This window comes from Nocardia sp. No.11, assembly GCF_038752175.1.
GTDB classification, from domain to species: domain Bacteria; phylum Actinomycetota; class Actinomycetes; order Mycobacteriales; family Mycobacteriaceae; genus Nocardia; species Nocardia canadensis.
Genome location: NZ_JBCGFB010000086.1, coordinates 1 through 26,508, shown reverse-complemented (window position 1 = coordinate 26,508; position 26,508 = coordinate 1). Strand labels below are relative to the sequence as shown.

The window sequence follows — 26,508 nt, the reverse complement described above, 5'->3', positions numbered from 1 at the left end:
AGCACCGGCGCCGCGACGCCCGCCGCGGCGACCTCGGCGAGCAGCCCGGCGGCATCGGCGGCGAGTTCGGCGACGGTGCCGGGCGCGGCCGGATCGCCCTCGCTCAGGCCCTGGCCCGCGGTGTCCAGCGTCCACAGCTCGATTCCGCCGGGGCGCAGCAGATCGGCGAAGCGGTGATAGTGCCCGCTGTGCTGGCCGGTGCCGGGCAACAGCACCAGCGTCGCGGCGACACGCCGCACCGGCCACCGCCGGTAGTGCAGCCGGCCACGGGCGCTGTCGAAGTAGGGCACCGACCGATTATGACGGCCGGACGAATTGTCGTGCGCTACAGGAGCCGTGCGCGCGGACCGGCGTTGTGCACGATGCGTGGTACCGGCGCGATCGGTTGCGCAGTGTGGACACCCCACTACCGGTTGGTAGCCGTTAGACTTTCGCGCGTCGAGCTGGGTCAACAGAGTCGAGGTCTGCCATGTCGTTCCGCCGTTGCGTCGCCCACGTTGTCGTCGGCGCGGCCGTCGTGACCACCGCCTCGCTCGGCACGGGCACCGCGGGCGCGGCGCCGGTGGCCGAGTGCGGCCGGGCGGGCCAGGACGTCGCGATCCGCTCGAGCGTGCCGCTGCTGGACTGGTCGGAGAACTTCGGCCTCGACGGCGCGGGGAACCTGTGGGTCGCCCGGGTCATGCGCGGTGAGGTGCAGCGTTACGACCGCGAGGGCAGACTGACCGCCACCGTCGCGGTGCCATCGCCCGGCGCTGTCCGCCTCGGCCCCGACGGGTTGCTCTACGTGGTCACCGGGAACTCGCCGCTGTCGGGTGCGGGCGGGATCGTCCGTTTCGACCCCGAGGCCGCGACTCCGGTGCCGACCCCGTTCGCCACCGGCTTCACCCAGCCCAACGGCGCCGCCTTCGACGCCGACGGCAACCTCTATGTCACCGCGGGCAACGGCGTGCACCGGCTGCGCCGCGACGGCAGCGAGGACATGGAGTGGTGGGCCGCGGTGAAGGTCGACGGGCCCAACGGTGTTGTCGTGGCCGGTGATTCGGTCTATGTCACCGCCAACTTCGTCGCCACCGGCGGCGCGCCGGTCGGCCGGGTCCTGCGGCTGTCGCGCTCCAATCCCGCCGACAGCGTCACGGTCGCCGACCTGACGTCCTTCGGCACCCTGCCCGATTTCGTCGACGACCTGGTCGTCCGCGACGGCGCGCTCTACGTCACCACGCTGGCCGGACACCTCGTCCGCGTCGATCCCAGGACGGGCGCCACCTGCACCGTTCTCGCGACCCAGCCGCTGACCGCGGTCGTCGCCGACCCCGCCGATCCCACGGCACTGCTGGCCGGCTCCGAGGAAGGGACCGTGCTCCGCATCCGTCCGCTGGGCTGAACCGAACCGGCGGCACCATACCTGTTGACGCCCAAGGCTCCCCACGTGTCGCCGCGCGGAATCCACCGCCACGACGAGTCGGGGTCGTTGTGGGGAAATCAGCCGCCGACGGTGAGCGCGGACGGCGGGTTCTGCGGCGCGGGCGCCGGCGTGGTCCGCGGTGCTTCGGCGGGTGCGGGAGCCGGGGCGGGAGCGGGGGTCTCCGGGGCGGGCGCCTGCGACCTCGGCGCACCCGAGGACGACTCACCCGAACCGGGGCTGGTGGCCTGCGGTTCGGGCGCGGGCGGCGCCGCGGGCGCCTCGGTGGCCTGGACCGGCAGATCCGGGACGACGAACGTGCCGACGGTCGGCGTCATCACGCAGCGCGCGCCCGGGTAGTCGATGGTGCCCCACATCGACGCGATCACGGTGCCCGCGCCACTGTGCACGGTCTTGGCCAGCGACGGCAGCTGGAACTCGGTCTGGTCGTCGAGCGGGACGATGCCGCTCTGGCCGGTGTTCACATTCACCCAGGCCACGCTCAGGCCGGACGCCAGCGCGAAGCCGGTGTGCCGCGGGCTGGCGCTGAACCGGATGTCGCCGGGGGCCATGCTGGTCTCGGTGCGTGGGCCGGGGCCCTCGAAGGTGGCGGCGGCGATGATCGTGGTGATCGGGCCGTTGCTGCCGCAGCCGAAGGTCGGCGCCGCGTAGCTGAAGGGGATGAACTGCGCGGAGATGTCGCGCAGCCGGTCGCTGCCGACGATCTCGGTGAAGCTGTCGAGCGCGCGGACGCCCGCCTGCGCGGCGGTGTCCTCGCCCGCGATCTCGGACAGGTGGGTGATGCCCTCGTCGAGCGGGGTGGGGGTCGCGCCGGCGGTCGTGGCCAGCAGTGCCAGCGCGCCGATGCTCGCCGCGGTGACCGCCGCTGCCCTGCCTGCGATGGATCTGCCGTTCACCCGTGACTCCTCGTGGATGTTCGAGGCCGGTTCCCCGGCTCGTCTGGCAACGTACCAGGTCGACGGTGGGGTCGCCGAGCCACCGGCGGGTGCGGCGCCACGGGCGCTGAACACGGGCGGGTGTGATGTAGTCGACACTGGCGTTTACTCGGGGGTAGGTTTTTCTCGACGGCTACCAACCACGCTGGGAGACCCGGATGAAGTTAGCCCTTTCCTCTGATGAGGTCGCCTTCCGCGACGAGCTCCGGCATTTCTACAAGACCGAGATTCCGGTCGAGATCCGTGACCGCGTCAAGTACGGCCACGAGCTGTCCCGCGACGACATCGTCACCGCGAACAAGATCCTCAACGACCACGGCCTGGCCGTGCCGAACTGGCCGGTGGCCTGGGGCGGCAAGGACTGGACGCCGATGCAGCGCCATCTGTGGCTCGACGAGATGCAGTTGGCCTCGGTCCCCGAGCCACTGACCTTCAACGCCTCGATGGTCGGCCCGGTGATCGCCCAGTTCGGGTCCGAGGAGCTCAAGCAGCGCTTCCTGCCGCCGACCGCGGCGCTCGACATCTGGTGGTGCCAGGGCTTCTCCGAGCCCGACGCCGGGTCCGACCTGGCTTCGCTGCGCACCACCGCGGTCCGCGACGGCGATTCCTACATCGTCAACGGCCAGAAGATCTGGACCACGCTCGGCCAGTACGCCGACTGGATCTTCTGCCTGGTGCGCACCGACCCGAACGCGCCCAAGAAGCAGGCGGGTATCTCCTTCCTGCTCTTCGACGTGAAATCGCCCGGTGTCACCATGCGCCCGATCAAGCTGATCGACGGCAGCTACGAGGTGAACGAGGTCTTCTTCGAAAACGTCCGGGTGCCCGCCGATCAGCTGGTCGGCGAGGAGAACCAGGGCTGGACCTACGCCAAGTTCCTGCTCGGCAACGAGCGCACCAGCATCACCGGTGTCGGCAAGACCAAGGTCAAGATCGGGCTCGCGAAAGACTATGCGCGCCAGACCAGGACCGGCCACGGCACGCTGCTCGAGGACCCGGTGTTCGCGGCCAGGGTGGCCGAGCTGGAGAACGAGCTGCTCGCCCTGGAACTCACCCAGCTGCGGGTGGTCTCCAATTCCGCCGACGGCAAACCGAATCCGGCCTCCTCGGTGCTGAAGCTGCGCGGTTCGGAGCTCCAGCAGGCGGCCACCGAACTGCTGCTCGACATCGCCGGCGCCGACGCGCTTCCGGTCGACGCCGAGGGCATCGCCTCGCCCGCCTGGGCCCAGCACACCGGCCCCGGCTATCTGAACTACCGCAAGGTCACCATCTACGGAGGCTCGAGCGAGGTCCAGCGCTCGATCGTGTCCTCCACGATCCTCGGATTGTGAGGCGCTGACATGGATCTCGAACTCACCGAAGAACAGACGATGCTGCGCGACACCGTGCGCGAACTGCTGCACCGGTTCTACGACGGCGAGGCGCTGGCCAAGGCGGGCGAGACCGACCCCGGCTGGAACCGCACGGTGTGGAAGCAGCTCGCCGATCTGGGCGTGCTCGGCCTGACCATCGACGAGGACGACGGCGGCGTCGGCGCGAGCCCGGTCGAGGTGATGCTGGTGCAGGAGGAGCTCGGTCGCGCGCTCGCCCCGGAACCGGTGCTCGACGCGGTGGTGATCCCGGCGGAGCTGCTGAAGCTGACCGGCAGCGCCGAGCAGCGTGGTCGGCTGCTGCCCGCGCTCGCCGCGGGGGAGAAGCTGCTGGCCTTCGCCCACGCCGAGCCCGGTCAGCGCTGGCCCTCGACCGAGATCACCACGGCCGCCGCCGCGCAGGGCGACGGCTACACCCTGACCGGCGTCAAGAACCCGGTGCTGCGTGGCGATGTCGCCGACGAGCTGATCGTCAGCGCGGTGCTGCCCGGCGGCGGCACCGGCCTGTTCCTGGTGGACCCGGCCGGGACCGGGGTGACCAAGCGCGCCTACCGCACCTTCGACGGCAGGCGCGGCGCGCAGTTCGATTTCGACGGCGCCGCCGGTGAGCTGTTGGGCGACACCGTCGACGCGGCCGAGCAGATCGCGCTGGTGCAGGGGTACGCGCAGGCGGCGCTGTGCGCGGAATCGGTCGGGGCGATGGAGATCGCGCTGACCCTGACCACCGAGTACCTCAAGACCCGCAAGCAGTTCGGCGTCACGCTGTCGAAGTTCCAGACGCTGACCCAGCGCGCCGCCGACTGCTACGTCTCCCTCGAGCTGGCCCGCAGCATGAGCCTGTTCGCGACGGCGGCGCTGGCCGATGGCGGCAACGATCCGGTGGTGGCCTCACGGGCGCGGTTGCAGGTCGGCAAGTCGGCCGAACATATCGGGCAGGAGGCGATCCAGATGCACGGCGGCATCGGCGTCACGGCGGAGTATCCGGTGAGCCACTACGTCGCCCGGCTCACCGCGATCGGGCAGACGCTCGGTGGGGCGCTGGAACATCGGCGGATTCTGGCCGACCGGGTCGGCGGCTACGACCTGCCGGAGCTGTAGCGCGTCGACCGCGACGGTGCGTGCCCCGGTCGGGTGCGCACCGTCGCTGTGTCAGCGCTCGTCGTCGGTCGTCGTCGGGGTGGCCGTGGTGGTCGGCGCTTCGGTGGTGACCACCGGTGTCGGGGTGGCGCCGGTGTCGGCGGGGGCGACGGGCGCGACGGTGGTGGTGTTGTCGTGGGAATGCGTCGTCGGATAGTCCGGCTCGGCGGCTTCTTCGTCGTCGACTGTCGGCCGGATCCGCGGCGGGGTGGTGAGGGTCGGGATCGGCCGGGTGGTGGTGCTCGGCGTGGTCGTGTGGTCGTCGGACGTGGTCGTGGGCGGCCGCGATTCGGTGGTCGGCTCCGACGGCCTGGACTCGGTGGTCTCGCCCTCGGCGGGCGGCTCCGACGGCGAGGTCTCGGTGGAGCTGAGGCTGAACGGCTTGCGCGGCGACATATACGGGGCGATCCGCCAGGTGGGGGAGGGCGGGATCGACACCCGGGTGGTCGTCGTGGTGGTCTCGTCGGCGATCCGGGCGGGCGCGGCGGCCAGATCGGCGTTCAGCGGCGGCGGCGGAACGTAGACATCCTGCTGTCCGACACCGCAGGCACCGATGATGATCAGTCCGAGCGATACCGCGCCAACAGCGATTGCCGGACCTACGAGCTTGGTCCTGCTGTCATCCATCGCGTGCACTCCTCGTCGGCTTCGAGTCGCCTCACAGTAGTGCAGGTCGGGGCAAAGAGCCTATCTTAAACATTATTGATTCAGATATCGGATTGATTTCGTCAGCGTGTCGCGGGGACGTGTCGCGCGCGATCGGCGTCGCCGAGTCGTAGCGTGTGTGAGCAAAGTTACGCATGAGACGCCCGGAACGAACCCCGACGCGCGATGTCTGCGCGAAGCAAGAATCTGATCGGCGTCATCGAGGAGAATCTGATGGGAGCTTACTCGACACCCCGGCTGGAAACCGCAGCGGCGAACAGTGATTCGGCCGCCGTGGCAAATGTTCAGCACGCACTGTCGAACCCGCCGGGCAACCGCGCTCTCGCGGTCGTCGCACGGGTCATGGGCTGGTTGTTCTTCGTCGGCGGACTCGTCGGCGCCGGGCTCGGCATCGCCGGCCTGCATGTGGAGATCACCGTCGCGGGCCTGATCCTGGCCTGCACCGCGGGCCTCATCCTGCTGAAGCTGCGCACGGATCGTGACGCGCGCGAAAAGGACTGAGTAGCCGAAAAATCCAGCTGCGATCCGCCGATCGGCGACCTACCGTCGATGGCGTGCGTATCGACATCACCGGCGACACCGCCCACTTCCTGGCCGACGCGGAGGAATTTCTCCGTCTAGACCCCTTGCGGCATACGGTGATCGCCACCGCTGCCGCCAACCAGCTCGGCGGCCGCGCCGGTGGCGCGGCGACGCGATTCCTGATGGTGCGCGATGACGCGTCCCGTGTCGTCGGTGTCGCCACGAGTGCCTTCGGCGGGCGGGTGTACCTCGGTGAACTGCCCGCGCACAGTATCTCGGCGGTGGCCGAGGCCTTCCTCGCCGACGAACCCGCGTTGATCAGCGTCGAAGGTGTCGCGGCCGCGGCGCAGGCCTTCGCCCGGCACTGGACGACTGTCGCCGGTGGCTCCTTCGCCGCGCTGTACTCGGCGCGGCTGTTCCGGCTCGGAATCTTGTCCGTGCCCGACGCTCCCGGCAAGCCACGTCTGGCCACGGCGGCCGATCTGCCCGTGTGCAGGGCCTTCGTGGAGGCCTTCTACGCCGAAATCGGTGACCCGCCGCGCCTGGACGAGGCGGGCATGCGGAACCGGATCGAGTCCGGTCTGTGGTGGTTGTGGGAACGCGACGGCGAACCGGTGGCGTTCGTCGCCCGGCAGACCGAGATCCTCGGCTGGGCCAGAGTCGGGCCCGTCTACACGCCACCGCAACGGCGTGGCAACGGCTTCGCCAGCGCGCTCACCGCGGCCGTCTCCGGCGTCATCCGGGCGGAGGGGACCGATGCCTGTTTGTTCACCGATCTGGCCAACCCCACGTCGAACAAGATCTACCAGGAGATCGGTTACCAACCGGTCCGCGACTTCGTCCACTACACGCTGACCGCCGCGAGCTAGGGCCCGCCGCTCAGGTCAGCGGCGCGGCCTGCCACCACGCGAGCATCTGCGCCTCGTCGGCGATGAACCCGCGGCTGTACATGAGCATCGCGGCGCGGGCCGGGTCGGCATCGAAGCGGGTGACCATGCGCGGGGACCTCGGCTGGCTGCCGTGCAGGACGAAGTTGGTGTAGCTGTGCCCGGTGTGCGTCGCGGCGCGGGCGTCGTTGGCAGGCAGCGCCGCGACCGCCTGCTTCGCCTCCTCGGCGGAGGGATAGAGGAAGAACTCGTAGGACGCCTTGTTGCCGCCGCCGAAGCAGTGCCACATGACCAGCCAGTCGCCCATGTCGGCATCGTCGTCGTCGCGGCTGGCGGAGGCGCGGTCGTAGGCGAAGCAGCCGGCGTTGCCCAGCCCGGAGCCCGCGTGCACCAGAGTGCTCGCGCTCGTCTGCGGGAGCATGCGCGGGAACTGCTCACTGAGCTGGGCGGCGTTCGCGCCGATGACCTTGCGGTCGCTGGTGGTCGGCGTGGTGCTCGACGGGCGCTGGGCGGCGGAGGTGGTGGTGGGCGCCGGGGTTTCGGTGGTCTCGACCGGCGGCGCGCTCGACGTGGTGTCGTCCGGACCGCTCAGCACGTTCACGATCATCCAGATCACCAGCCCGAGCAGGATGATCAGCGCGGCCCAGCCCACCGGCGACGCCTGCCAGCGCGACTCCCGCTTGCGGCCGAGGTAGTCGTCGGCGATCTTCGATCGAGCGCCCTCGGCACGCGGCGCACCGTCGCGCGGACGCTCGGCCGCCCCGTTCGCGGAGCCGCCCTGCCACGACCGCGGCATCCCCGATGCGGGCGATGGCTGCCCGCCCGCCCACGACGGTTGTTGCGCGCCGGGCCACGACGGCTGGGGGCTCCCCGGCGACGAAGACTGTTGCGCGCCAGGCCAGGAGGGCTGTGGGATGCCGGGTGACGAAAGCTGCTGTGCCCCCGGCCAGGACGGTTGCTGGATGCCGGGCGACGATGCCTGGTGACCGCTCGGCCACGACGGCTGCCGCAGGCCCGGCGCGGACTGCGCGCCCGACCAGGACGGGTTACCCGCTCCGGGAAGGGAATTCGGCCCGGATACCCCGTTTCCGGCGATCGGGAATCCAGGAGCCGGGGTGAACGGTGAGTTCGGTGGGTACGTCCTGGTCTGCGCCGAGGTCGGGAACGGTTGTCCCGCACCGGGATCGGCCAGCGCCTGTCCGGCGGCGGCGGCGAATTCGGCGCAGGTGGCGAAGCGCTCGTCGGGCCGTTTGGCCATGCCGCGGGCGATCACCGCGTCCAAGGCCGCGGGCAGCTCGGCGCGCAGCGCGCTGGCGCGGGGCGGCGGCTGTTGCAGGTGGCCCTGGATCACCGTGACCGGGTTGCTCGCCTCGAACGGCGTGGTGCCGGTGAGCAGCCGGAACAGGGTGCAGGCCAGCGAGTACTGGTCGGCGCGACCGTCCAGCGCGATGCCGGAGAGCTGTTCGGGCGAGGCGAAAGCGAGCGTGGCGGTAAAGGTTCCGGTCTGGGTGAGCTTGGCGGCGTTGTCGTCGTGCAGGCGCGCGATGCCGAAGTCGGTGAGGTAGACGCGTTCCGCGCCGTCGACCGGTTCGATCAGGATGTTGGCCGGCTTCACGTCGCGGTGCAGCACGCTGCGGCTGTGCGCGAAGTCCAGCGCCGCGGCGGTTTCGGCGACGATGCGCACCGCCCGTGCCGGTGCGACCGGGGCGGGCAGCGAGGCCGCGTCGGCGCCGTCGATGTAGCGCATCGAGATCCACAGCTGGGTGTTCTCGACGCCGCGGTCGTAGACGGTGACGATATTGGGATGCTCGAGCTGCGCGACCAGATCGGCTTCGCGCTCGAACCTGGCCCGGATCTCGGTGTCGTCGAACAGTTCCCGGTTCAGCAGCTTCATCGCGGTGCGCCGGGGCAAGCGCGGATGCCGCGCCAGATACACCGAGCCCATGCCGCCGCGGCCGAGCAGCCGCTCGATGGTGTATCCGGCGAAGACGTCGTTCTCGTCGAGCATCGACATCAGTTGAGCGGGGCCGAACGCCACCAGCGCAGTACCTCGTCGGCCTTGCCGTAGCCGTCGGTGAACATCAGGAACTGCGCGCGATCGGGGTCACCGGTGAACTGGGTGATGATCTTGTTCCCGTTGTCGGTGTACTTGTAGTTGGTGTACTGCTTGCCGCCGTTGGTGTCCACCGACTTGGTGTTGGTCGGCAGGCCGTCGATCACCGCCTGCACGTCGGCGGCCGAGTTGTAGACGTAGATCCGGTAGAACGGATCGTCGCCCCCGCTGCCGCCGCCGTCGTAGCAGCGCCACTGCCAGGCCCAGGAACCGAAGTCGGGGTCGCCGTCGTTGGGCGAGGGCGTGTAGCTGGAGTCGGTCTCCCAGCAGGAGGCGCCGTTGTAGCCGGTGTCGCCGTCGACATTCGCGGGCACCATCCGGCCGAACTCGGCGCTGATGGCGTCGGCGTTCGGGGTGACGTGCTTGCCCACCGCCGCGCTGGTCGTCGTGGAGCCGCCGCCGCCGGAATCGTCGCCGCCGACCGCGATGCCGATGCCGATCAGCAGCGCGAGCACCACGACCACGGCGACGACGATGCCGACGATCAGTCCGGTATTCGACTTCGACGGCGGTCGCGGGCCCTGCGGGTACTGGGTGAAGTTGTTCGTCGGCGGCCGCGGCGGTCCGGGCGGCGTCGGGTACTGCGGCCGGGACTGCTGGGTATAGGGGTGCTGCGTCGCGGCGCCACCGGTCAGCGGTGAGGGCGACTGGTTGGCCATCGGGCCGGCCGTCATCGGGCCGACGGTCATCGGACCGCCGGTCATCGGGCCCTGGGTGGCGGTGCCCATCGGGCCCCCGGTCATCGGGCCCTGCCCGGCAAGCGGATACGGCGACCCGGTCTGCGGGATCGCGCCGCCGGTCGTCGGGCGCGGACCACCGGTCACCGGGATCGCGCCGCCCGTGGTCGGACGCTGGCCGACGATCGGCAGCGCGGGCGCGCTCGGGTTGTTGAGCGCGGTGATCGCGGCGTTCGCGAAATCCGAACAGGAGTCGAAACGGTCGTCGGGGCGCTTGGCCATGGCCTTGGCCAGCACACCGTCGAGCGCGTAGGACAGCCCCGGCCGCACACTGCTCAGCGGCGGCGGCGGTTGCTGGAGGTGGCCCTGGATGACGGCGGCCGGATTGGTGGCCGCGAACGGCCCCGACCCGGTGAACAGCCAGAACAGCGTGCAGGCCAGCGAGTACTGGTCGGAGCGGTGATCCAGTGAGGCGCCGGTCAGCTGCTCGGGGGAGGCGTAGGCCAGGGTCGCGGTGAAGGTGCCGGTCTGGGTGAGATGACCGGTGTCATCACGCAGCCGGGCGATGCCGAAGTCGGTGAGGTAGACCCGTTCGCCGCGGCCCGCGCCGGAGCGGGCGAGCAGGATGTTGGCCGGTTTCACGTCCCGGTGCAGCACGCCCATGCCGTGCGCGTAGTCCAGGGCGTCGGCGGTCTCCTTGACGATCTGCAGCGCGCGGGCGGGCGGCAGCGTCTGCGGGTCCACCGAGGCGGCGTCGATGCCGTCGATGAACTGCATCGAGATCCACAGCTGTTCGTCGTCGAGTCCGCGGTCGTAGACGGTGACGATGTTCGGATGATCCAGGCGCGAGACCAGATCCGCCTCCCGTTCGAATCGCGCCCGCACCTCCTGATCGAAGAACATCTCGCGGTTGAGCAACTTCAGCGCCGTCATCCGCGGCAGGCGCGGGTGCTTGGCCAGATAGACCGAACCCATGCCACCACGGCCGAGCTGCCGTTCGATGACGTAGCCGGCGAAGACATCTCCGTTGGCCAGCATGTCTGCTCCACTTCCCGCCGTGCGCCGGGACCCACCAGCGCACGCGCGTACAGCAAGAAAGCCGCGGCCGGGTGGCCCGCCACGGAAAATTCAACGAAACCTTAGCAGTCGGTGACCGCGCGGACGGTGGCCAGCGAAGCGACCGACCAGGATGCCCCGATCACGGTGGTCGCCGTGATCGGGGCGGCACGATATAGCCGGGATGGTTACGGCCGCCGGGGAAATCGATGGTGCCCGGCCGCTGGTTGCCGCGCCGCGGGGGAACGATGGTGCCGCCGGTCGCCGGGTGCGGTGTGGGCGGATACGGAGGGGCGGGCGGCGACGGTGGCGGCGCCTGGGGATGCGGCTGGGCCGGCGTCGTCGGCGAAGCGTGCGGATACGGCCGCGGCGGCGTGGCCGGTCGTGAATAGGGCTGCTGTGGATACTGTTCGCGAGCGCGCAGCACCACCCCGGTCGCGGTCTGCTGATGCTGTTGGTGCTGCCATGGGCCGGGGACCGCGTACAGCGCGGCCCTGGCGGCCTGGGCGAACTCCGCGCAGCTGTCGTAACGCGCACCCGGCTGTTTCGCGGTGGCTCTGGCCAGCACGGTGTCCAGGGTCGACGGCAGGTCGGGACGCAGGCTGCGCAGCGGCGGCACCGGCTTGCTCATGTGCGCCTGGATCACCGCCGCCGGGTTGGGGCCCGGGAACGGCACGGTTCCGGTCAGCATCCAGAACAGCGTGCAGGCCAGCGAGTACTGGTCGGCGCGGTGATCCAGCGGTGCCCCGGCGAGATGTTCCGGCGCCGCGTAGGCCAGGGTGGCGGTGATGCTGCCCGCCGAGGACAGCGTCGTCTCGCTGTCGCGCACGGCCGCGATCCCGAAGTCGGTGAGCACCACCCGTTCCGGGCGCCCGATCGGCGGCTTGGCGAGCAGGATGTTGGCCGGTTTCACGTCCCGGTGCAGGACACCGCTCGCGTGCGCGAAGTCCAGCGCCGTCGCGGTCTCGGCGGCGATCTGTACGGCGCGGCCCGGCGTCAGCACGTTGACATCGGCGGTCGCCACGTCGGTCCCCGCCACGAACTGCATGGAGATCCACAGCTGGTCGTCGTCGTTGCCGCGGTCGTAGACGTTGACGATGTTCGGGTGCTCGAGCTGGGCCACCAGGTCGGCTTCGCGCTCGAAGCGGTGGCGGATCTCGTCGTCGGCGGACAGGTCGCGGCTGAGCAGCTTGAGCGCGGTGAGCCGGGGCAGCCGGGGGTGCCGGGCCAGGTAGACCACGCCCATGCCGCCGTGGCCGAGCACGCGCCGGATCGTGTACCCGGCGAACACGTCGCCTTTGCGCAACACCGCGAAGTCACCCCCTCCAGGGCAGAGCACCCGTCGAAATTCTACCGATGTATCTCCTGACGCCCCCGCTTCGCAACATCCGCCGATGCTGTCGGTGCCGCGGATTAGGGTGGCGTCATGCGCATTGGAGCACACGTTCGCGACGAGAGCGATCCGATCGGCTTCGGCGAGAAGCTCGGCGCCGAGGTCATCCAGCTGTTCGTGGTCGATCCGCAGAGCTGGGACAAACCGCAGCCGCACCCCAAGGCCGCCGAGATCCTGGCCAGCCCGATCGACGTCGTCGTGCACTCGTCCTATCAGATCAATGTGGCCAGCCTGAACAACCGGCTGCGGATGCCCTCGCGCAACGCGGTCGCCCAGCAGGCGAAGGCCGCCGCCGACCTCGGCGCGTTCGGCCTGGTCGTGCACGGCGGGCATGTGCGCTCCGACGCCGAGCTCGACACCGGAATCGATAACTGGCGCAAGCTGTTCGAACGTCAGCAGGACAAGGGCGGCTTCGCGGTGCCGATCCTGATCGAGAACACCGCGGGCGGCAATCACGCGATGGCCAGGCACTTCGACTCCATCGCGCGGCTGTGGGACGCGGTCGGCGACTACGGCGCCGGCTTCTGCCTCGACACCTGCCACGCCTGGGCGGGCGGCGAGGAACTGGTGGGTGTCGTCGAGCGGATCAAGGCCATCACCGGGCGCATCGACCTGGTCCACCTCAACTCCTCGCGGGACGAGTTCGACTCCGGCGCCGACCGCCACGCCAACTTCGCCGACGGCACCATCGACCCGCAGCTGCTGGCCGAGGTCTGCCGCACGGCGGGCGCCCCGGTCATCCTGGAGACCCCGGCCGAGGGCGTCGCCGAAGACCTCGCCTACCTGCGGGAGAACCTGGGCTGACGGTTCCGATCACCCGGAGGGAAAACCTGTCTGTCGAACGGATTTCGCGGTGTGCTTGACGCCTACCAACCGTTCCACAAGACAGAGGTGATCTCCCATGACGGTCGACCACGCCACCCCCGCCACCCTGACGGTGACCAAGCTCGGCGCCCACATCGGCGCCCAGGTGGACGGCGTCCGTCTGGGGGGTGACCTGGACGCGGCGACCGTCGCGACCATCCGCCGCGCGCTCAACGAGCACAAGGTCATCTTCTTCCGCGGCCAGCAGCACCTCACCGAGGACGGCCAGCACGAGTTCGCGCAGCTGCTGGGCAGCCCGACGACCCCGCACCCGACGGTGACCTCGCAGGGCGTCAAGAGCCTGGCCATCGACTCCGAGACCGGCCGCGCGAACTCCTGGCACACCGATGTCACCTTCGTCGACCGCATCCCGAAGGCGTCCATCCTGCGCGCGGAGTACCTACCGACCTACGGTGGCTCGACCACCTGGGCTTCCACCGTCGCCGCCTACGACTCGCTGCCCGAACCGCTGAAGCTGCTCGCCGAGAACCTGCGCGCCGTGCACACCAACGTCTACGACTACGCCGCCCGCAATGTCGAGCCGCTGCGTCCGAAGAGCGCGGAGTACCGCGCGGAGTTCCAGTCCACCTACTACGAGACCGAGCACCCGGTCGTACGCGTGCACCCGGAGACCGGCGAGCGCGCGCTGCTGCTCGGCCACTTCGTGAAGAACTTCGTCGGCCTGTCCACCAGCGAGTCGCAGGCGCTGTTCCGCCTGTTCCAGGACCGCGTCACCCGCCTGGAGAACACCACCCGCTGGACCTGGTCCGACGGCGACGTCGCCATCTGGGACAACCGGGCCACCCAGCACTACGCCATCGACGACTACGACAGCCAGCCCCGCCGCCTGACCCGCATCACCCTCGCCGGTGACATCCCGGTCGGCGTCGACGGCCGGACCAGCACCGTCATCGAGGGCAACGCCGAGCACTACTCCGTCGTCGAGGAGGTGACCCGGCTCGCGAGCTGAGTCGGAGCGGCTGCCGCCCGTGCGGGTCCGGGCGGCACGCTAGAGTCTCGGGGTGGCGGAAAAGTCTATTCGGCCGTTGGACGGAGTGCGCGTCCTGGAACTCGGCAACTACGTGGCCGCTCCCACCGCCGGACGTATTCTGGGCGACTTCGGCGCCGAGGTGATCAAGGTGGAACGCCCGGGCACGGGCGACGAGTTACGCAACTGGCGGCTCTACGGTGGCGACACCTCCATGCTGTATCGCACGGTCAACCGCAACAAGAAGTCGATCGTGCTGGACCTGCGCACCGATGCGGGCCGGGCGATCGTGCTCGATCTGCTGCGGCACTGTGACGTGCTGTTGGAGAACTTCCGGCCCGGCATGCTGGAGAAATGGGGCCTCGGCCCCGAGGTGCTCGAGGAGGTGAACCCGAAGCTGGTCATCACCCGCATCTCCGCCTACGGCCAGACCGGCCCGATGGCCGCGCGTCCGGGATTCGCCGCGGTCGCCGAGGCCGTGGGCGGCCTGCGCGAACTCGTCGGCGACCCGGACCGCCCGCCGGTGCGGGTCGGCGTGTCGATCGGCGATTCGATCGCGGGCATCTACGCCGCGTTCGGCACCGTGATGGCGCTGTTCCAGCGCGAGCGGGTCAGCGGTGAGGTGCCGCAGCGGGAGCGGATCATCGACGTCGCGCTCAACGAGTCGATCCTGTCGGTGATGGAATCGCTGGTCCCCGACCACCTCGCCTACGGCATCAACCGGGAGCGGGTCGGCGGCCGGATGGAAGGCATCGCGCCCAGCAACGCCTATCCGACCAGCGACGGCTACAGCATCATCATCGGCGGCAACGGCGACGCCATCTTCCAGCGCTACATGCAGGTCATCGGCCGTCCCGACCTGGCCGCCGACCCCGAACTGGCCGACAACGCCGGGCGCTGGCGCCACCGGGAACGTCTCGACGCCTCGATCGCGCAGTGGTCGATCGAGCACACCCGTGACGAGGCGCTGAAGATCCTCGACGACGCGGCCATCCCGTGCGGCCCGATCTACACCGCCGCCGACATCGTGGCCGACGAGCAGTACCGCGCACGCAATATGATCCAGTCGTTCCCCGTCGACGTGGGCGAGCCGCAACCCAAACAGGTCGGGTTCCCCGGCATCGTCCCGGTGATCGGGGGACAGTCGCTGCCGATTCGCAATGTCGGCCCCGACCTCGGTGAACACACCGCCCAGGTGCTCGGCGAGCTGCTCGGGATGACGCAAGACGAGATCGACGCGCTGGAGGCATCGTGAGCAGGCGAGTACACGGCAGACGCCGCCCACCGGTGCGCAGCAAGTGGGAACAGCGCGGTCCCGGCCACGTGCGCCCGACCGTGCATCCGACCCCGGCCAGTGTCGGCGACAAGCCGTGCGGCGGGGTGATGTGCGTGCCCGTTCAGGAACCGGACCAGCGGCGATGACCGCGCCGCTGCTGCGTGATGTCACCCTGCGTGACGGCTTGCAGCTCACCGGCAAGGTGTTGCCGACCGACCAGAAGATCGACGTCGTCCGGCGGCTGCTGGCCGCGGGCGTGCCCGCGCTGGAGATCGGCTCGATGGCCCGGCCGGACCTGGTGCCGCCGATGGCCAACTCGCTCGAGCTGATCGCCGCGCTGACCCCCGACGAACTGGCGAAATGCTGGGTCTGGGTGGCCACCCCGCGCCACATCGAGAAGGCGGCGGAGGCGGGCGCGCGCAATTTCCAGTACTGCTTCTCGGCGTCGGACGCCCACAACAAGGCCAATATCGGCCGCGACACCGAGGCGTCGGTGGCCGCGATGCCCGACGCGATCCGGCTGGCGCGCGAGGCGGGCGGTGCGATCCAGCTGTGCCTGGCCACCAGCTTCACCTGCCCGTTCGACGGCCCGGTCGACCCCGAACGGGTGCTGGGCATCGCCCGTGACCCGCGCACCGAGGGCGCCGCCGACATCGTCCTGGCCGACACCCTCGGCCAGGCGCACCCCGGCCAGGTGAGCGCGCTGGTCGCGGCCGTCCGCGACACCACCCCGGCGCGCCGCATCGTCTTCCACGGCCACGACACCTGGGGAATGGGCGTGGCCAACACCCTCGCCGCCGTCGCGGCGGGCGCCACCATGGTCGACGGAGCGCTCGGCGGCCTGGGCGGCTGCCCGTTCGCGCCCGGCGCGAGCGGCAACACCGCCTCCGAGGACATCCTGTTCGCCACCCGCCCCGACTGGTTCACCCCGGACGCGCTGGCAAGCCTGGTCGGCCTCACCGAGGAACTGCTCGCCGACCTCGGCGAACCCAATCGCTCCCGCGCCGCCGAAGGCGCGCGCTCGGCGGCCGCGGCGTTCGAGTGGGTCATCCGGTAGGTATCGGGGGGATCCCGGATGGCGCGGTTCCCGGCGGACAGACAGACTGGACACCATGACTTCGCACGCCATGGGCACCGAGGCCGTCGACGCGGCGGCCGACACCGAGATCGCGGCCGCCGCACAAGACCTGGTCAAGCTGTACGGATCGGGAGACACCCAGGTCAAGGCCCTCGATGGGGTGTCGGCGAACTTCGCCAAGGGCGAGTTCACCGCGATCATGGGCCCCTCCGGCTCGGGCAAGTCCACGCTGATGCACTGCCTGGCCGGGCTCGACAGCGCCAGCGCGGGCGAGGTCCGCATCGGTGACACCGCGCTGACCGGGCTGTCGGACAAACAGATGACCGCCCTGCGCCGGGACCGCATCGGTTTCGTGTTCCAGGCGTTCAACCTGGTGCCCACGCTGACGGCGCTGGAGAACATCACCCTGCCGCTCGATATCGCGGGCCGCAAGGTCGACCAGGAATGGCTCGACACCGTCGTCAAGCGCCTCGGCCTCGGCGACCGCCTCGATCACCGGCCCTCCGAGCTGTCCGGCGGCCAGCAGCAGCGCGTCGCGTGCGCCCGCGCCCTGGTCGGCAAGCCGGAGATCATCTTCGGTGACGAGCCGACCGGCAACCTGGACTCGCACTCCTCCGGTGAGGTGCTCTCGATCCTGCGCGCCTCGGTCGACGAGTTCGGCCAGACCGTCGTCATCGTCACCCACGATCCGCGCGCGGCCGCCTACGCCGATCGCGTGGTCTTCCTCGCCGACGGCCGCATCGTCGACGAACTGCGCGACCCGACCCAGGATTCCATCCTCGACCGGATGAAGGCGCTGGAGACCAAGTGAGCAGCAACCCGATGCGCAAGGTCGCCTTGCGCAATCTCGCCGCGCACAAGGTGCGCCTGGCCCTGACCCTGCTGTCGGTGGTGCTCGGCACCGCCTTCATCTCGGGGTCGTTCGTCTTCACCGACACCCTGCAGCGCACCTTCGACGGCATCTTCGAGGGCCAGGCCCAGGGTGTCGACGTGCGCGTCGGCCCCAAGGACCAGCAGTCGCTGGGCCTGCCGACCAATATCGTGGACGCGCTGGCCAAGACCGAGGGCGTCGCCCGGGTCGCGCCCGCCGTCAACGGCCCGGTGGTGCTGCTCGAACCCGACGGCAAGAAGGCCGTACAGACCGGTGGCGCACCGAGTTTCGGCCTGTCCTACCTGCCGCCGGAACAGTCGGTCGAGGAGCCCAACACGTTCGTCGCCGGCGCTCCGCCCACGCAGTCGGGCGAGATCGCGCTCAACACCAGCGGCGCCGAGAAAGCGGGGCTGAAGGTCGGCGACAAGACCAAGGTGCTCATCCCGTCCAAGGGCGACCCGTTCGAGGTGACCCTGACCGGCATCTACGAGATGCCCGGCACCGAGGGCGGCGGTGTGGTCGCGGTGATGTTCACCGAGCCGCAGGGCCGCAAGCTGTTCACCGACGGCTCGCACGTCGCCTACGCCGATATCGCGGCGGCGCCGGGTGTCTCGGCCGACGACCTGCGCGACCAGCTCGCCGCCGGGCTGCCCAACTACAAGGTGCAGAATGCCGACGAGGTCCGCGAGGACATGAAGAAGCAGATCTCCGAGGCGCTCACCTTCATCAACTACTTCCTGCTCGCCTTCGGCGCGATCGCGCTGATCGTCGGCACGTTCATCATCTACAACACCTTCTCGATGATCGTCGCCCAGCGGCTGCGCGAACTGGCGCTGCTGCGGGCGATCGGCGCGAGCCGCAGGCAGGTGGGTCGCTCGGTGGTCAGCGAGGCCGTCGTGATCGGCCTGATCGGCAGCGTGCTCGGCCTGCTCGCGGGCATCGGGTTGGCCTTCGGCCTGTCGGCGCTGCTCAACGCCTTCGATCTGGGTCTGCCCACCGGGTCGCTGACGGTGCTGCCGCGCACCGCGATCGTGGCGCTGCTGGTCGGCCTGATCGTCACCGTCGCCAGTGCCTACGCCCCGGCCCGGCGGGCCGCGAAGGTGCCGCCGGTGGAGGCGATGCGGTCCGAATTCGCCAGTGCCGGTGACTCGTTGCGGATCCGCACCGTCGTCGGCGCGGTGATGGCGGTCGTCGGCGGGGTGCTGGTCTACGTCGGCGCCCAGGGCACCGGCAAGGGCTCGGCGGTGACCGTCGGCATCGGCGCGCTCGGCCTGATCCTGGCCGTGCTGCTGGCCGCGCCCGCGCTGTCGCGGCCGATGGTGCTCGTGCTCGGCGTGCTCACCCGCCCGTTCGGCGCGATCGGCCAGATGGCCCGCAACAACGCCGTGCGCAACCCGCGCCGCACCGCCGCCACCGCGTTCGCGCTGACGCTGGGCCTGATGCTGGTCTCGGCGATCGGCATTCTCGGCGCCTCGGCCAAGACCAGCGTCGGCGTGCTGATCGACAAGGGCGTCAAGGCCGAATACGTGCTCGCCGGTCCGCAGATGATCGGTGCGCCGATCGGCGCGGTCGACGCGGTGCGCACCCAGGTGCCCGGCATCAGCGATGTCACCGGGATCCGGGTGGTCGCCTTCAAGGTCGGCAAGGAACAGATCGGCGCCACCTCCCCCGACGGCCCGATCGACCCGGTGATGGACATCGACGTGCTCAGCGGGTCCACCACGATCGCCCCGAACGGGCTGCTCGTCGACGAGACCGAGGCCACCGAGCGCGGCTGGAAGGTCGGCGACAAGGTCGGCATCACCAGCCTGGACAACAAGCAGCTCGAGCTCACCGTGGGCGGTATCTACGCCAACTCGCCGCTGCTGGGCCCGATGGTCGTCGACCCCGGCGTCTACGAACAGCTGATGCCGCAGAGCCTGCGCACCAACATCTTCGTACTGGTGAAGGCGGCGCCCGGCAGCGATCTCACCGCCATGCGGACGAATCTGGAGAAGGCCACCGAGCCGTTCGTCGTGGTGCAGGTGCAAGACCACGAGCAGTTCAAGGGCGCCCAGGGCAAGCAGATCAACACCCTGCTGGCCATCCTCTACGGCCTGCTCGCCCTGGCCGTGGTGATCGCGGTGCTCGGCATCATCAACACCCTGGCCCTGTCGGTGGTGGAGCGCCGCCGCGAAATCGGCATGCTCCGCGCCGTCGGCACCCAGCGTGCCCAGGTCCGCCGCACGATCTACCTGGAATCCATGCTGATCGCGATCTTCGGCGCCATCGTCGGCCTCGTCCTCGGCATCGCCCTGGGCGTCGGCTTCCTGCGCACCCTGCGCGACCTGGGCATCGACCAGATCACCATCCCGTGGTCCCAGCTGGTCACCGTCCTGATCGCCTCCGGCATCGTCGGCGTCCTGGCCGCCGTCTGGCCCGGCGTCCGCGCGGCCCGCACACCCCCACTGGCCGCCATCGCGGACTTGTAGGAGTCGTAGCCGCTTCGGCCCCTGGTGGATTCGTTCCGCCGGGGGCCGAATGCGTGGTGCGGGGCGGCCAGTGGCTCCAGCGATCCCGGGCTATGCCGGGTAGCAATCAGCGCGGTCGCTCCTTTCGCTGAGACTCGGTTGGTATGAGCGATCGGTGCATGAGAGACTGGCGTGAACATTCAGCCGACCGCGTAGCTGGTCGATCGTCTGTCGTGTGGTACACCGGTTGGGGATCGTATGTTGATGGCCCACAATGGCTAGGCGTGGACGCGGCACCAGGATGTGAATCTAAACGGGGAGGGATCTGGCAACGACACCATCCGAGTCAGGCAAAGACTTCGCGTTGGTGCCAGACGAGGTCACCGATGCTGGTCAGTACGTTCAGCAGGTCGCAGAATCCCTGATCAACGGCCTGACATCGCTCGATACCGAGATCACCGCATTGCTGAACAGCTGGCGCGGAACATCAGCTGACACCTTCTCGGAAGGCTGGACCGAAACCAAGGTCGGCGCCGACTCGGTGCTCGACGCGTTGAGCATCATGGCCGAATTGCTCGGCGTCACCACAAAGACCCTCGAAGACCAGGACGTATCGAACGCGGCGGCCACATCCGCTGCAGTGAGTCCCGTGCACAGACTGAATCTGTGATGGCAGACAACGCCCAACCTTTCCGCGCTGACCTCGCCGAACTGGAACAGATGGTTGCCCGTGTGAGCGGGTTCGTCGGGTTCCTCAACGATAGCCTCGACGGCCTGCAGCAACGGATCGCAGCCGTACAGCAGAACTGGACAGGCGCGGCAGCCGACGCGCAAGCCGAAGCCTTCCGCGACTGGGCAACCGGCGCAACCGATGTAGCCGAAGGCATCGACACGATGCGCCAAGCGGTCCAGGCGGCATATGACCGGTATACGGCCGCCATCGCGGCCAACCTTGAAATGCTGGGACGAGCATGATCGTCGAGGGCCGATTCTCGTGGTGGTGGGATCGGAAGCTTGTGATTGGCGATTCGTCGAATTCTTGATGCCCTCGGCCGATTCGACCACCAGCCGCGCCACCAACACCAGTTCGTTCGACCTGCCACAATCCACAGGGGGGAACACTTCATGGCTGAACCGCTACGGGTCGCCGCTACCGAACTCGACGAAATCACTACCCGCGTAGCCGGATTCACCAGCTTCCTCGTTGCCGACCACGCCGGAATCCTGCAACACGCCACGCGTGTCCGAGCATGCAGGACTGGTCAGTCGGTCCTCCTTGGCAATGACACCTTTGCTCAACGGATCACGGGCACACGGGACGTTGCAGCGGGTATCAACTCCATATGCGCCAGCCATCAGCGATTCAGCTGCGAAGCGGCGACCGCGCTCGCCGTGCGCGCCAGCGGAGGCTTGCGATGACCGTCCTCGATGTCGCGCCCCAGGTCTACTACGATGCCGCGACTGCCTGCAATACCGCTGCGTCCGGTCTAATGACCGCATTCCAAAGTGGCATGTATTCACTGAAAGAAACTTCCGGCATGGCCGGCAGCGTGGGCGACGGGAAGACGTGGGCAGACTCCTACGATACTCGGGCGAGGGAACTTTGGAAGATGTCGCTGGACATGGTCCTTGCCCTCGATGGCTACGCCAGTGTACTCAACCAGGCTGGATACAACCACGCGCTCGCCGACCACAACCCAGCTTCGGGTGTGCCTGAACCCCAGCTGCCGACTCTGAACCCTGCATTCACTGGAAGCCTCGATCAACTAATCTTCACGCTCCCGACCTCGGCCGGCGGCGACGGACGCGGCATCGTTGACGACGGACTCGAACTCGCCGCCAAGGTCGGCATCCCTATCCCAGACGGCGATACCGGCAAGCTCTCCCGTGCAGCCGACCTGTGGAACGCCATGGCCACCCATGAATCGGTCACCGCGGTCGCCACCGAACTCGAACGCGTAGCAGCCATGTTCGACCAGGTCACCTCCCCTGATGCCAACTTCATAGATGAAGACCTACGCGAACTCAAGACTGCTGCTTCTGACATCTCAGGGGCCTACGGCGAAATCGCCCAAGCTTGCCGCGACCAAAAACAAGCCCATGACGACCTGCGCGAACAGCTCCGAAAGACACTCGAAGACCTCGGCAAGGCGCTGCTCGAAGAGATCGCCATCAACGCCGCCATCGCCGTGGCTACTTCATTCGTCAGTTTCCGGGGTGGGTGCGGCGTTGGCCGCTGCGAAAACAGCCAAAGCTATCGACAGATTCGTTGACCTCATCCGCGCCGTCATCAGGGCTGGCAAACTCAAGACCGCTGTCGCAGTTGAGCGCATCACCACGAAGACCAAAGACACTGTCCAACGGATCAAGGATCTGACGACTAAGCTGGTAGAGAAGCTCAAGGCTGCACCGAAGTCTAAGCTTTCCCAGAAGGACATCGATGCGATCGGGGACTACACGGAGGAGGATCTGGGTCCATTGGGCTACAAACAACTCAATGCAGCCTTACGGGAAGGTAACGCGGACGCCACGCAGCAGGCGAAGATCAATGACATCGACACGGCTCTCTCTAAGTTGCCAAATTATGATGGCGTGGTATATCGCGGCACCGACCTACCGGCTGATGTCATTGCAAAATATAAGCCAGGTGAGGTGATAACCGAAGATGCATTCGTGAGCACTTCAAGGAATTCTTCCGGGTCGTTTCCCGGAAACGTTCAATTTGAAATAGCGTCGAAAACTGGGAAGGATATCGAACAGTATAGTCGCATTCCAAATGCTGCAGACGAGGCTGAGGTACTATTTCGCCCAGGCTCCAAATTCTATGTCGTAGATAACTACGTGGATAGTAGTGGGAAGACCATCATCAAGATGGCAGAGAGGTGACTGAGATGAGCGAAAGAGTAGCAGGAAAGACGTTCTCCACGCCGGAAGAGGCTGGCGTCGAGGCGCCCACCCCAGAAGAGCTTGCCAAATACCGGAAGATGTTCGAAGAAGCTAAGAAAAAGCGGGATGCGATCGATCCCAATGACCGTGTCATGCTAGGCCCCAAGTTTTGGGACGACACGAGCGGTACCGAGTTCGACCGAAACCGGTGAATCGAGCAGATAGAGATGCGGCGGTCGCCAGGTCATGTCGGGTAGCGGTCGAACCAGTCGTCGGTGGGTTGGCCGTGGGCGTCGCGGGGTGGGGTGAGGCCGAATTCTGTGCAGTAGTCGGTGGACAGGCGGCCTAGGACCGCGCCCGCGTCGACGGTGTCGGCCCAGCGATGGGGGAGGGCGGCGCGGCCGTAGCGGGCGCCGAGGAGGCTGCCGGCGATGGAACCGACAGCGTCGCTGTCGCCGGAGTGGTTGACCGACAGCAGGAGTCCGGTGCGGACGATGTCGTGTGGTGCGCCACCGCGGAATTCGGCTGCGAGCACGGCGAAGACCGCGATGGCCAGCGCCTCGGGGCCGATCCAGCCTCGGCCGAGGGACTCTACCTCCTCCGGGGCAGGCGCCCGACCGGCGCGCGCGATCGCGCCCGCCAGTGCAATGCACTTGTCCAGTGCGGCCGAGGTTTCCCCGTGCTCGGGATAGCTCGCGAGTTCAGCTTGCGCGCGGCCCAGCGCGGTCGCGGTGTCATCGCCCCGCGAGAGCCGGTAGATCAGTGCTGAGAGGGTGCCTGCGGGCAGCCAGCCGCTGGGGTGGCCATGGGTGAGGGCGGCAGCGTCGCAACCCAATTCGAAGATCGCGCCGATGGCCGCGCCGGAACGGTCGGCGGCGTAGCCGAATCCGCAGGGCGCGGCTCCCATCATCGCGCCACTGCCCTTGGAAGCGTTGATCGGCTGATCGCGGGTGCCAAGCGGGCTGGCTGGCGCACGCCTTGCCGCAGCCTGGAGCAGGGCCGTGTACACCGAATTCGCCACGCCCCGTTGCTCGATCAGTTCGGGGTGGCCGCTGAGTGAGCTGTGCAGCGCGAAGGGCTGGTCGGGCAGGTCGACCACCTGGCCGCGCAGCCAGACGAGCATGCCCTGCTGGAGCAGGCCCATGGTGGCCCCGCCGATACCCTTGGCTCTGGCTCGCACCGAGCCGCGGATCAACGCCTCCACGGTGAACGCGGTCAGCTGCGTCTCTTCGGAGATCCGCAGTGGATCGGTGTCGGTGAGACCGTCCGGGCCGTACTGGTCCCGGATCTGCCGCAGGGTTCTGGTCTCGATCGGCGCGCCGAGCGCGTCGCCGATCGCGCCGCCGAGCAGGCAACCGTGCACCGCGTTCAGCCACACCGACCCGGCGCTGACCACGGCGTCGCTGCTGCGGTGCGTGTGTTCGCGCCGGGGCTCGGGGTCGTGCCAACCGGAAACCGGTGTGCGAGCGGGAGAGCCGGGGTGCCGCGCCGGGTGCCGGATGTCGATGCGTGGTCGGCCGTCCGCGGATGTCGCGCCGCGTGCTGTCGGCTCGGACCGGCGGGCCGGATCCGATGCGGTGTTGCGCCGGGTCTGCGGTGCATCGGGGTGGCCAGCCGGTCCGGCACCACGGCCGCGGAAGTCGGTGCCGGATCGGTGGTCCGGTGCGTGACCGGTGGAGACGGAGGTCCGGGGCGTGGCTGACGAACTGGGGGCAGACCCTCGGCGCGTGAGGGATTCGGTGAGCGCGGCCGCGAAATCGGCGCAGGTGGGGAAGCGCCGCGCCGGATCCTTGGCCATCGCCTTGGCCAGCACCGCGTCGACCGCCGGCGGCAAGGCGGAACGCCGGGTGCTGGCTCGTGGCGGCACGGCGTTGAGATGGCCGAGCATGACGGTGGCCGGGTTGGGCGCGTCGAACGGGCCGGTGCCGGTGAGCAGTCGGAACACGGTGCAGGCCAAGGAGTACTGGTCGCCGCGGCCGTCGAGGGGCGCGCTGCTGAGTTGTTCGGGCGAGGCGTAGGCGATGGTGGCGGTGAACTGGCCGGTGCGGGTGAGACCGCCGGTGTCGTCGAGGAGTTTCGCGATGCCGAAGTCGGTGAGCAGCACGCGTTCGTCGAAGCCGGCGCCGACGCCCGCGGTCCGCGAGAGCAGGATGTTGGCCGGTTTCACGTCGCGGTGCAGCACGCCCTGGCGGTGCGCGTAGTCCAGCGCGCTCGCGGTCTGGGTGACCACCTGCGCGATCCGCTCGATCCCGAACTGCGGCACCGGGACCGCCGCCGCGTCGACCCCGTCGACGAACTGCATGGCGATCCACAGCTGTTCCTCGTCGACGCCACGGTCGTAGACGGTGATGATGTTCGGGTGATCCAGCTGCGCGACCAGGTCCGCTTCCCGTTCGAACCGGGTGCGGATCTCGAAGTCGGTGAACAGGTCACGGTGCATGAGCTTGAGCGCGGTCAGCCGCGGCAGCCGCCGATCACGGGCCGCGTACACCGCGCCCATCCCACCGCGCCCCAGCTCCCGCTCGATGACGAACCCGGCGAACACCTCCCCGCGCCGCAACATCGCCTCACCCCGTTCACCGAACCCGATCGCTTCGCAGCCTAGCGAAACTCGCGGTACTACACGGCGGGAGCGTGGGTGTCGGCCCAATGGGTGAGGTCGCCACGATCGAGGGCGGTCGCCAGCAGATCGGGGAATTTGTCCGGGGTGCAGGCGAAGGCGGGGATGCCGAGCGCGGCCAGCGCGGCGGCGTTGTCGTGGTCGTAGGCGGGCGCGCCCTCGTCCGAGAGCGCGAGCAGGACCACCACCTGGACGCCGGCCTCCTTCATGGCGTTGCACCGGCGCAGCATCTCCTCGCGCACGCCGCCCTCGTAAAGATCGGAGATGAGCACGAACAGGCTGTCGGTGGGCCGGGTGATCAGCGACTGCGAGTAGGCGATGGCGCGGTTGATGTCGGTGCCGCCGCCGAGCTGGGTGCCGAACAGCACGTCGACCGGGTCGCTGAGCTGGTCGGTGAGATCGACGACCTCGGTGTCGAACACCACCAGCGAGGTCTTCAGCGACCGCATCGACGCCAGCACCGCGCCGAAGACCGACGCGTAGACGACACTGGCCGCCATCGAGCCGGATTGATCGATCGCCAGCACCACGTCGCGCTGGATCGACTGCGCCTTGCGCCCGTAGCCGACGAGCCGTTCCGGCACGACGGTGCGATGCTCGGGCAGGTAGTTGGCGAGGTTCTTGCGGATGGTGCGGTCGAAGTCGATGTCGCGCAGTTTCGGGCGGTGGGTGCGGGCCGAGCGATTGATCGCGCCGGTGACCGCGGCGACGGTCTTGGCCGCGATGCGCTGCTCGATCTCGCGCACCACCTTCTCGACCACCATCCGGGCGGTGGCCTTCGTGGTCTCCGGCATCACCCGGTTCAAGCCGAGCAGCGTCCCCACCAGGTGCACATCGGGTTCCACCGATTCCAGCAGTTCGGGTTCGAGCAGCAGCTGGGTGAGGTTGAGCCGCTGCACGGCATCGCGCTGCATCACCTCGACCACGGTCGCGGGGAAGTAGGTGCGGATGTCGCCGAGCCAGCGCGCCACCCGGGGCGCCGAACCGCCGAGTCCGCCGGACCGCTTCGTCGATCCGCCGGCCTCGCCGGTGTTGTAGAGGGCGCCGAGGGCCTGGTCCATCGCCTGGTCGGGGCCCGAGGACAGGCCGCCGAGCTGTTCCTGCGCGGCCTGCCCGAGAACGAGCCGCCAACGGCGCGAATGGTTGTCGTCGATATCGGTCATGCGGGCTGCTCCTGGTGATCGAGCGGGCGGTGCTGTGGCAGCGGGCTTGCCGCCCGCGCTCCGGGCCGGGTCATCCGGCGGCGCCGAGGATCGCGGTGGCGGCGCGCAGGGCGAGCTGCCCGCGCACCGGGTCGAT

At 69.0% G+C, this 26,508-nt stretch carries 25 protein-coding genes; 17 read left to right on the top strand and 8 right to left on the bottom strand.

Annotated features, from left to right (window positions below):
- A partial coding sequence (locus V8688_RS22535; RefSeq protein WP_342801632.1) for an alpha/beta fold hydrolase occupies positions 1-290 on the bottom strand: 290 nt, incomplete at its 3' end.
- Between the two features lie 179 nt (positions 291-469).
- Between V8688_RS22535 and V8688_RS22530 the strand changes: the two genes are divergently transcribed.
- Positions 470-1,381 (top strand): SMP-30/gluconolactonase/LRE family protein, encoded by a 912-nt coding sequence (locus V8688_RS22530; RefSeq protein WP_218716237.1) that lies wholly within the window; start codon positions 470-472, stop codon positions 1,379-1,381.
- Between the two features lie 98 nt (positions 1,382-1,479).
- Here the strand turns inward: V8688_RS22530 and V8688_RS22525 are convergent, their stop codons facing one another.
- Positions 1,480-2,316 carry a hypothetical protein gene (locus V8688_RS22525; RefSeq protein WP_218716238.1) on the bottom strand — a complete coding sequence of 279 codons (837 nt, stop codon included), beginning with the start codon at positions 2,314-2,316 and terminating at the stop codon, positions 1,480-1,482.
- 197 nt (positions 2,317-2,513) lie between these two features.
- Between V8688_RS22525 and V8688_RS22520 the strand changes: the two genes are divergently transcribed.
- Both V8688_RS22520 and V8688_RS22515 read left to right on the top strand, forming a co-directional pair.
- Positions 2,514-3,686: an acyl-CoA dehydrogenase family protein gene (locus tag V8688_RS22520; protein ID WP_218716239.1), complete on the top strand. Its 1,173-nt coding sequence runs from the start codon at positions 2,514-2,516 to the stop codon at positions 3,684-3,686.
- A gap of 9 nt (positions 3,687-3,695) precedes the next feature.
- The gene (locus V8688_RS22515; protein ID WP_342801631.1) at positions 3,696-4,823 is read left to right on the top strand and encodes an acyl-CoA dehydrogenase family protein; all 1,128 of its coding nucleotides are present in this window, start codon (positions 3,696-3,698) and stop codon (positions 4,821-4,823) included.
- A gap of 51 nt (positions 4,824-4,874) precedes the next feature.
- Here the strand turns inward: V8688_RS22515 and V8688_RS22510 are convergent, their stop codons facing one another.
- Positions 4,875-5,489: a hypothetical protein gene (locus V8688_RS22510; RefSeq protein WP_218716241.1), complete on the bottom strand. Its 615-nt coding sequence runs from the start codon at positions 5,487-5,489 to the stop codon at positions 4,875-4,877.
- 252 nt (positions 5,490-5,741) lie between these two features.
- Here V8688_RS22510 and V8688_RS22505 point away from each other — a divergent pair, with 252 nt between their 5' ends.
- Both V8688_RS22505 and V8688_RS22500 read left to right on the top strand, forming a co-directional pair.
- Positions 5,742-6,029, top strand: a complete 288-nt coding sequence (locus V8688_RS22505) for a hypothetical protein (protein WP_342801630.1) — start codon at positions 5,742-5,744, stop codon at positions 6,027-6,029.
- A 53-nt stretch (positions 6,030-6,082) separates the two neighbouring features.
- Positions 6,083-6,919, top strand: coding sequence for a GNAT family N-acetyltransferase (locus V8688_RS22500; RefSeq protein ID WP_342801629.1), 837 nt, complete (start codon positions 6,083-6,085; stop codon positions 6,917-6,919).
- 10 nt (positions 6,920-6,929) lie between these two features.
- Here the strand turns inward: V8688_RS22500 and V8688_RS22495 are convergent, their stop codons facing one another.
- From V8688_RS22495 to V8688_RS22485, 3 genes are all read right to left on the bottom strand, one after another.
- Positions 6,930-8,945, bottom strand: a complete 2,016-nt coding sequence (locus tag V8688_RS22495) for a protein kinase (protein WP_342801634.1) — start codon at positions 8,943-8,945, stop codon at positions 6,930-6,932.
- Between the two features lie 5 nt (positions 8,946-8,950).
- Entirely contained in the window at positions 8,951-10,765 is a 1,815-nt protein-coding gene (locus V8688_RS22490; protein ID WP_218716243.1) for a serine/threonine-protein kinase, read from the bottom strand.
- A 160-nt stretch (positions 10,766-10,925) separates the two neighbouring features.
- Positions 10,926-12,122: a serine/threonine-protein kinase gene (locus V8688_RS22485; protein WP_342801628.1), complete on the bottom strand. Its 1,197-nt coding sequence runs from the start codon at positions 12,120-12,122 to the stop codon at positions 10,926-10,928.
- Between the two features lie 87 nt (positions 12,123-12,209).
- Here V8688_RS22485 and V8688_RS22480 point away from each other — a divergent pair, with 87 nt between their 5' ends.
- The 12 genes from V8688_RS22480 (at position 12,210) to V8688_RS22425 (ending at position 22,801) form a co-directional block, all read left to right on the top strand.
- Positions 12,210-12,980 (top strand): deoxyribonuclease IV, encoded by a 771-nt coding sequence (locus V8688_RS22480; protein ID WP_218716244.1) that lies wholly within the window; start codon positions 12,210-12,212, stop codon positions 12,978-12,980.
- A gap of 97 nt (positions 12,981-13,077) precedes the next feature.
- On the top strand, positions 13,078-14,010 hold the full coding sequence (locus tag V8688_RS22475) for a TauD/TfdA family dioxygenase (RefSeq protein ID WP_218716245.1): 933 nt from the start codon (positions 13,078-13,080) through the stop codon (positions 14,008-14,010).
- Between the two features lie 52 nt (positions 14,011-14,062).
- The gene (locus V8688_RS22470) at positions 14,063-15,283 is read left to right on the top strand and encodes a CaiB/BaiF CoA-transferase family protein (protein ID WP_218716246.1); all 1,221 of its coding nucleotides are present in this window, start codon (positions 14,063-14,065) and stop codon (positions 15,281-15,283) included.
- Positions 15,280-15,450 (top strand): hypothetical protein, encoded by a 171-nt coding sequence (locus V8688_RS22465; RefSeq protein ID WP_218716247.1) that lies wholly within the window; start codon positions 15,280-15,282, stop codon positions 15,448-15,450. Before V8688_RS22470 ends, V8688_RS22465 begins: the two co-directional genes overlap by 4 nt.
- The gene (locus V8688_RS22460; protein ID WP_218716248.1) at positions 15,447-16,361 is read left to right on the top strand and encodes a hydroxymethylglutaryl-CoA lyase; all 915 of its coding nucleotides are present in this window, start codon (positions 15,447-15,449) and stop codon (positions 16,359-16,361) included. The genes V8688_RS22465 and V8688_RS22460 overlap by 4 nt, the downstream gene beginning before the upstream one ends.
- A gap of 55 nt (positions 16,362-16,416) precedes the next feature.
- A complete protein-coding gene (locus tag V8688_RS22455) occupies positions 16,417-17,193 on the top strand; it encodes an ABC transporter ATP-binding protein (protein WP_218716249.1) in 777 nt (258 codons plus the stop codon).
- 11 nt (positions 17,194-17,204) lie between these two features.
- The gene (locus V8688_RS22450; protein ID WP_342801633.1) at positions 17,205-19,724 is read left to right on the top strand and encodes an FtsX-like permease family protein; all 2,520 of its coding nucleotides are present in this window, start codon (positions 17,205-17,207) and stop codon (positions 19,722-19,724) included.
- Positions 19,725-20,070: 346 nt separating this feature from the next.
- Complete coding sequence (locus V8688_RS22445; protein WP_342801627.1) at positions 20,071-20,373, top strand: WXG100 family type VII secretion target; 303 nt, start codon at positions 20,071-20,073, stop codon at positions 20,371-20,373.
- Positions 20,373-20,678: a WXG100 family type VII secretion target gene (locus tag V8688_RS22440; protein ID WP_342801626.1), complete on the top strand. Its 306-nt coding sequence runs from the start codon at positions 20,373-20,375 to the stop codon at positions 20,676-20,678. The genes V8688_RS22445 and V8688_RS22440 overlap by 1 nt, the downstream gene beginning before the upstream one ends.
- Before the next feature lie 440 nt (positions 20,679-21,118).
- Entirely contained in the window at positions 21,119-21,976 is an 858-nt protein-coding gene (locus tag V8688_RS22435; RefSeq protein ID WP_342801625.1) for a hypothetical protein, read from the top strand.
- The gene (locus tag V8688_RS22430; protein WP_218715845.1) at positions 21,921-22,589 is read left to right on the top strand and encodes an ADP-ribosyltransferase; all 669 of its coding nucleotides are present in this window, start codon (positions 21,921-21,923) and stop codon (positions 22,587-22,589) included. Before V8688_RS22435 ends, V8688_RS22430 begins: the two co-directional genes overlap by 56 nt.
- Positions 22,590-22,594: 5 nt before the next feature.
- Positions 22,595-22,801, top strand: a complete 207-nt coding sequence (locus tag V8688_RS22425) for a hypothetical protein (protein ID WP_218715844.1) — start codon at positions 22,595-22,597, stop codon at positions 22,799-22,801.
- 32 nt (positions 22,802-22,833) lie between these two features.
- On the opposite strand, the gene V8688_RS22420 is transcribed toward V8688_RS22425, so the two are convergent.
- Positions 22,834-25,152, bottom strand: a complete 2,319-nt coding sequence (locus V8688_RS22420) for an ADP-ribosylglycohydrolase family protein (protein WP_218715843.1) — start codon at positions 25,150-25,152, stop codon at positions 22,834-22,836.
- A gap of 56 nt (positions 25,153-25,208) precedes the next feature.
- Positions 25,209-26,372, bottom strand: a complete 1,164-nt coding sequence (locus V8688_RS22415) for a VWA domain-containing protein (RefSeq protein ID WP_316575913.1) — start codon at positions 26,370-26,372, stop codon at positions 25,209-25,211.
- Positions 26,373-26,508: the final 136 nt, after the last annotated feature.

What these genes read in the sequence shown, in the direction of transcription:
- V8688_RS22515 (WP_342801631.1), top strand. Translation starts at nt 3,696, where the DNA reads ATGGATCTCGAACTCACCGAAGAACAGACGATGCTGCGCGACACCGTG.
- V8688_RS22530 (WP_218716237.1), top strand. Translation starts at nt 470, where the DNA reads ATGTCGTTCCGCCGTTGCGTCGCCCACGTTGTCGTCGGCGCGGCCGTC.
- V8688_RS22425 (WP_218715844.1), top strand. Translation starts at nt 22,595, where the DNA reads ATGAGCGAAAGAGTAGCAGGAAAGACGTTCTCCACGCCGGAAGAGGCT.
- V8688_RS22520 (WP_218716239.1), top strand. Translation starts at nt 2,514, where the DNA reads ATGAAGTTAGCCCTTTCCTCTGATGAGGTCGCCTTCCGCGACGAGCTC.
- V8688_RS22460 (WP_218716248.1), top strand. Translation starts at nt 15,447, where the DNA reads ATGACCGCGCCGCTGCTGCGTGATGTCACCCTGCGTGACGGCTTGCAG.
- V8688_RS22505 (WP_342801630.1), top strand. Translation starts at nt 5,742, where the DNA reads ATGGGAGCTTACTCGACACCCCGGCTGGAAACCGCAGCGGCGAACAGT.
- V8688_RS22510 (WP_218716241.1), bottom strand. Translation starts at nt 5,489, where the DNA reads ATGGATGACAGCAGGACCAAGCTCGTAGGTCCGGCAATCGCTGTTGGC.
- V8688_RS22480 (WP_218716244.1), top strand. Translation starts at nt 12,210, where the DNA reads ATGCGCATTGGAGCACACGTTCGCGACGAGAGCGATCCGATCGGCTTC.
- V8688_RS22440 (WP_342801626.1), top strand. Translation starts at nt 20,373, where the DNA reads ATGGCAGACAACGCCCAACCTTTCCGCGCTGACCTCGCCGAACTGGAA.
- V8688_RS22490 (WP_218716243.1), bottom strand. Translation starts at nt 10,765, where the DNA reads ATGCTGGCCAACGGAGATGTCTTCGCCGGCTACGTCATCGAACGGCAG.
- V8688_RS22435 (WP_342801625.1), top strand. Translation starts at nt 21,119, where the DNA reads ATGACCGTCCTCGATGTCGCGCCCCAGGTCTACTACGATGCCGCGACT.
- V8688_RS22495 (WP_342801634.1), bottom strand. Translation starts at nt 8,945, where the DNA reads ATGCTCGACGAGAACGACGTCTTCGCCGGATACACCATCGAGCGGCTG.
- V8688_RS22420 (WP_218715843.1), bottom strand. Translation starts at nt 25,152, where the DNA reads ATGTTGCGGCGCGGGGAGGTGTTCGCCGGGTTCGTCATCGAGCGGGAG.
- V8688_RS22450 (WP_342801633.1), top strand. Translation starts at nt 17,205, where the DNA reads ATGCGCAAGGTCGCCTTGCGCAATCTCGCCGCGCACAAGGTGCGCCTG.
- V8688_RS22415 (WP_316575913.1), bottom strand. Translation starts at nt 26,372, where the DNA reads ATGACCGATATCGACGACAACCATTCGCGCCGTTGGCGGCTCGTTCTC.
- V8688_RS22455 (WP_218716249.1), top strand. Translation starts at nt 16,417, where the DNA reads ATGACTTCGCACGCCATGGGCACCGAGGCCGTCGACGCGGCGGCCGAC.
- V8688_RS22475 (WP_218716245.1), top strand. Translation starts at nt 13,078, where the DNA reads ATGACGGTCGACCACGCCACCCCCGCCACCCTGACGGTGACCAAGCTC.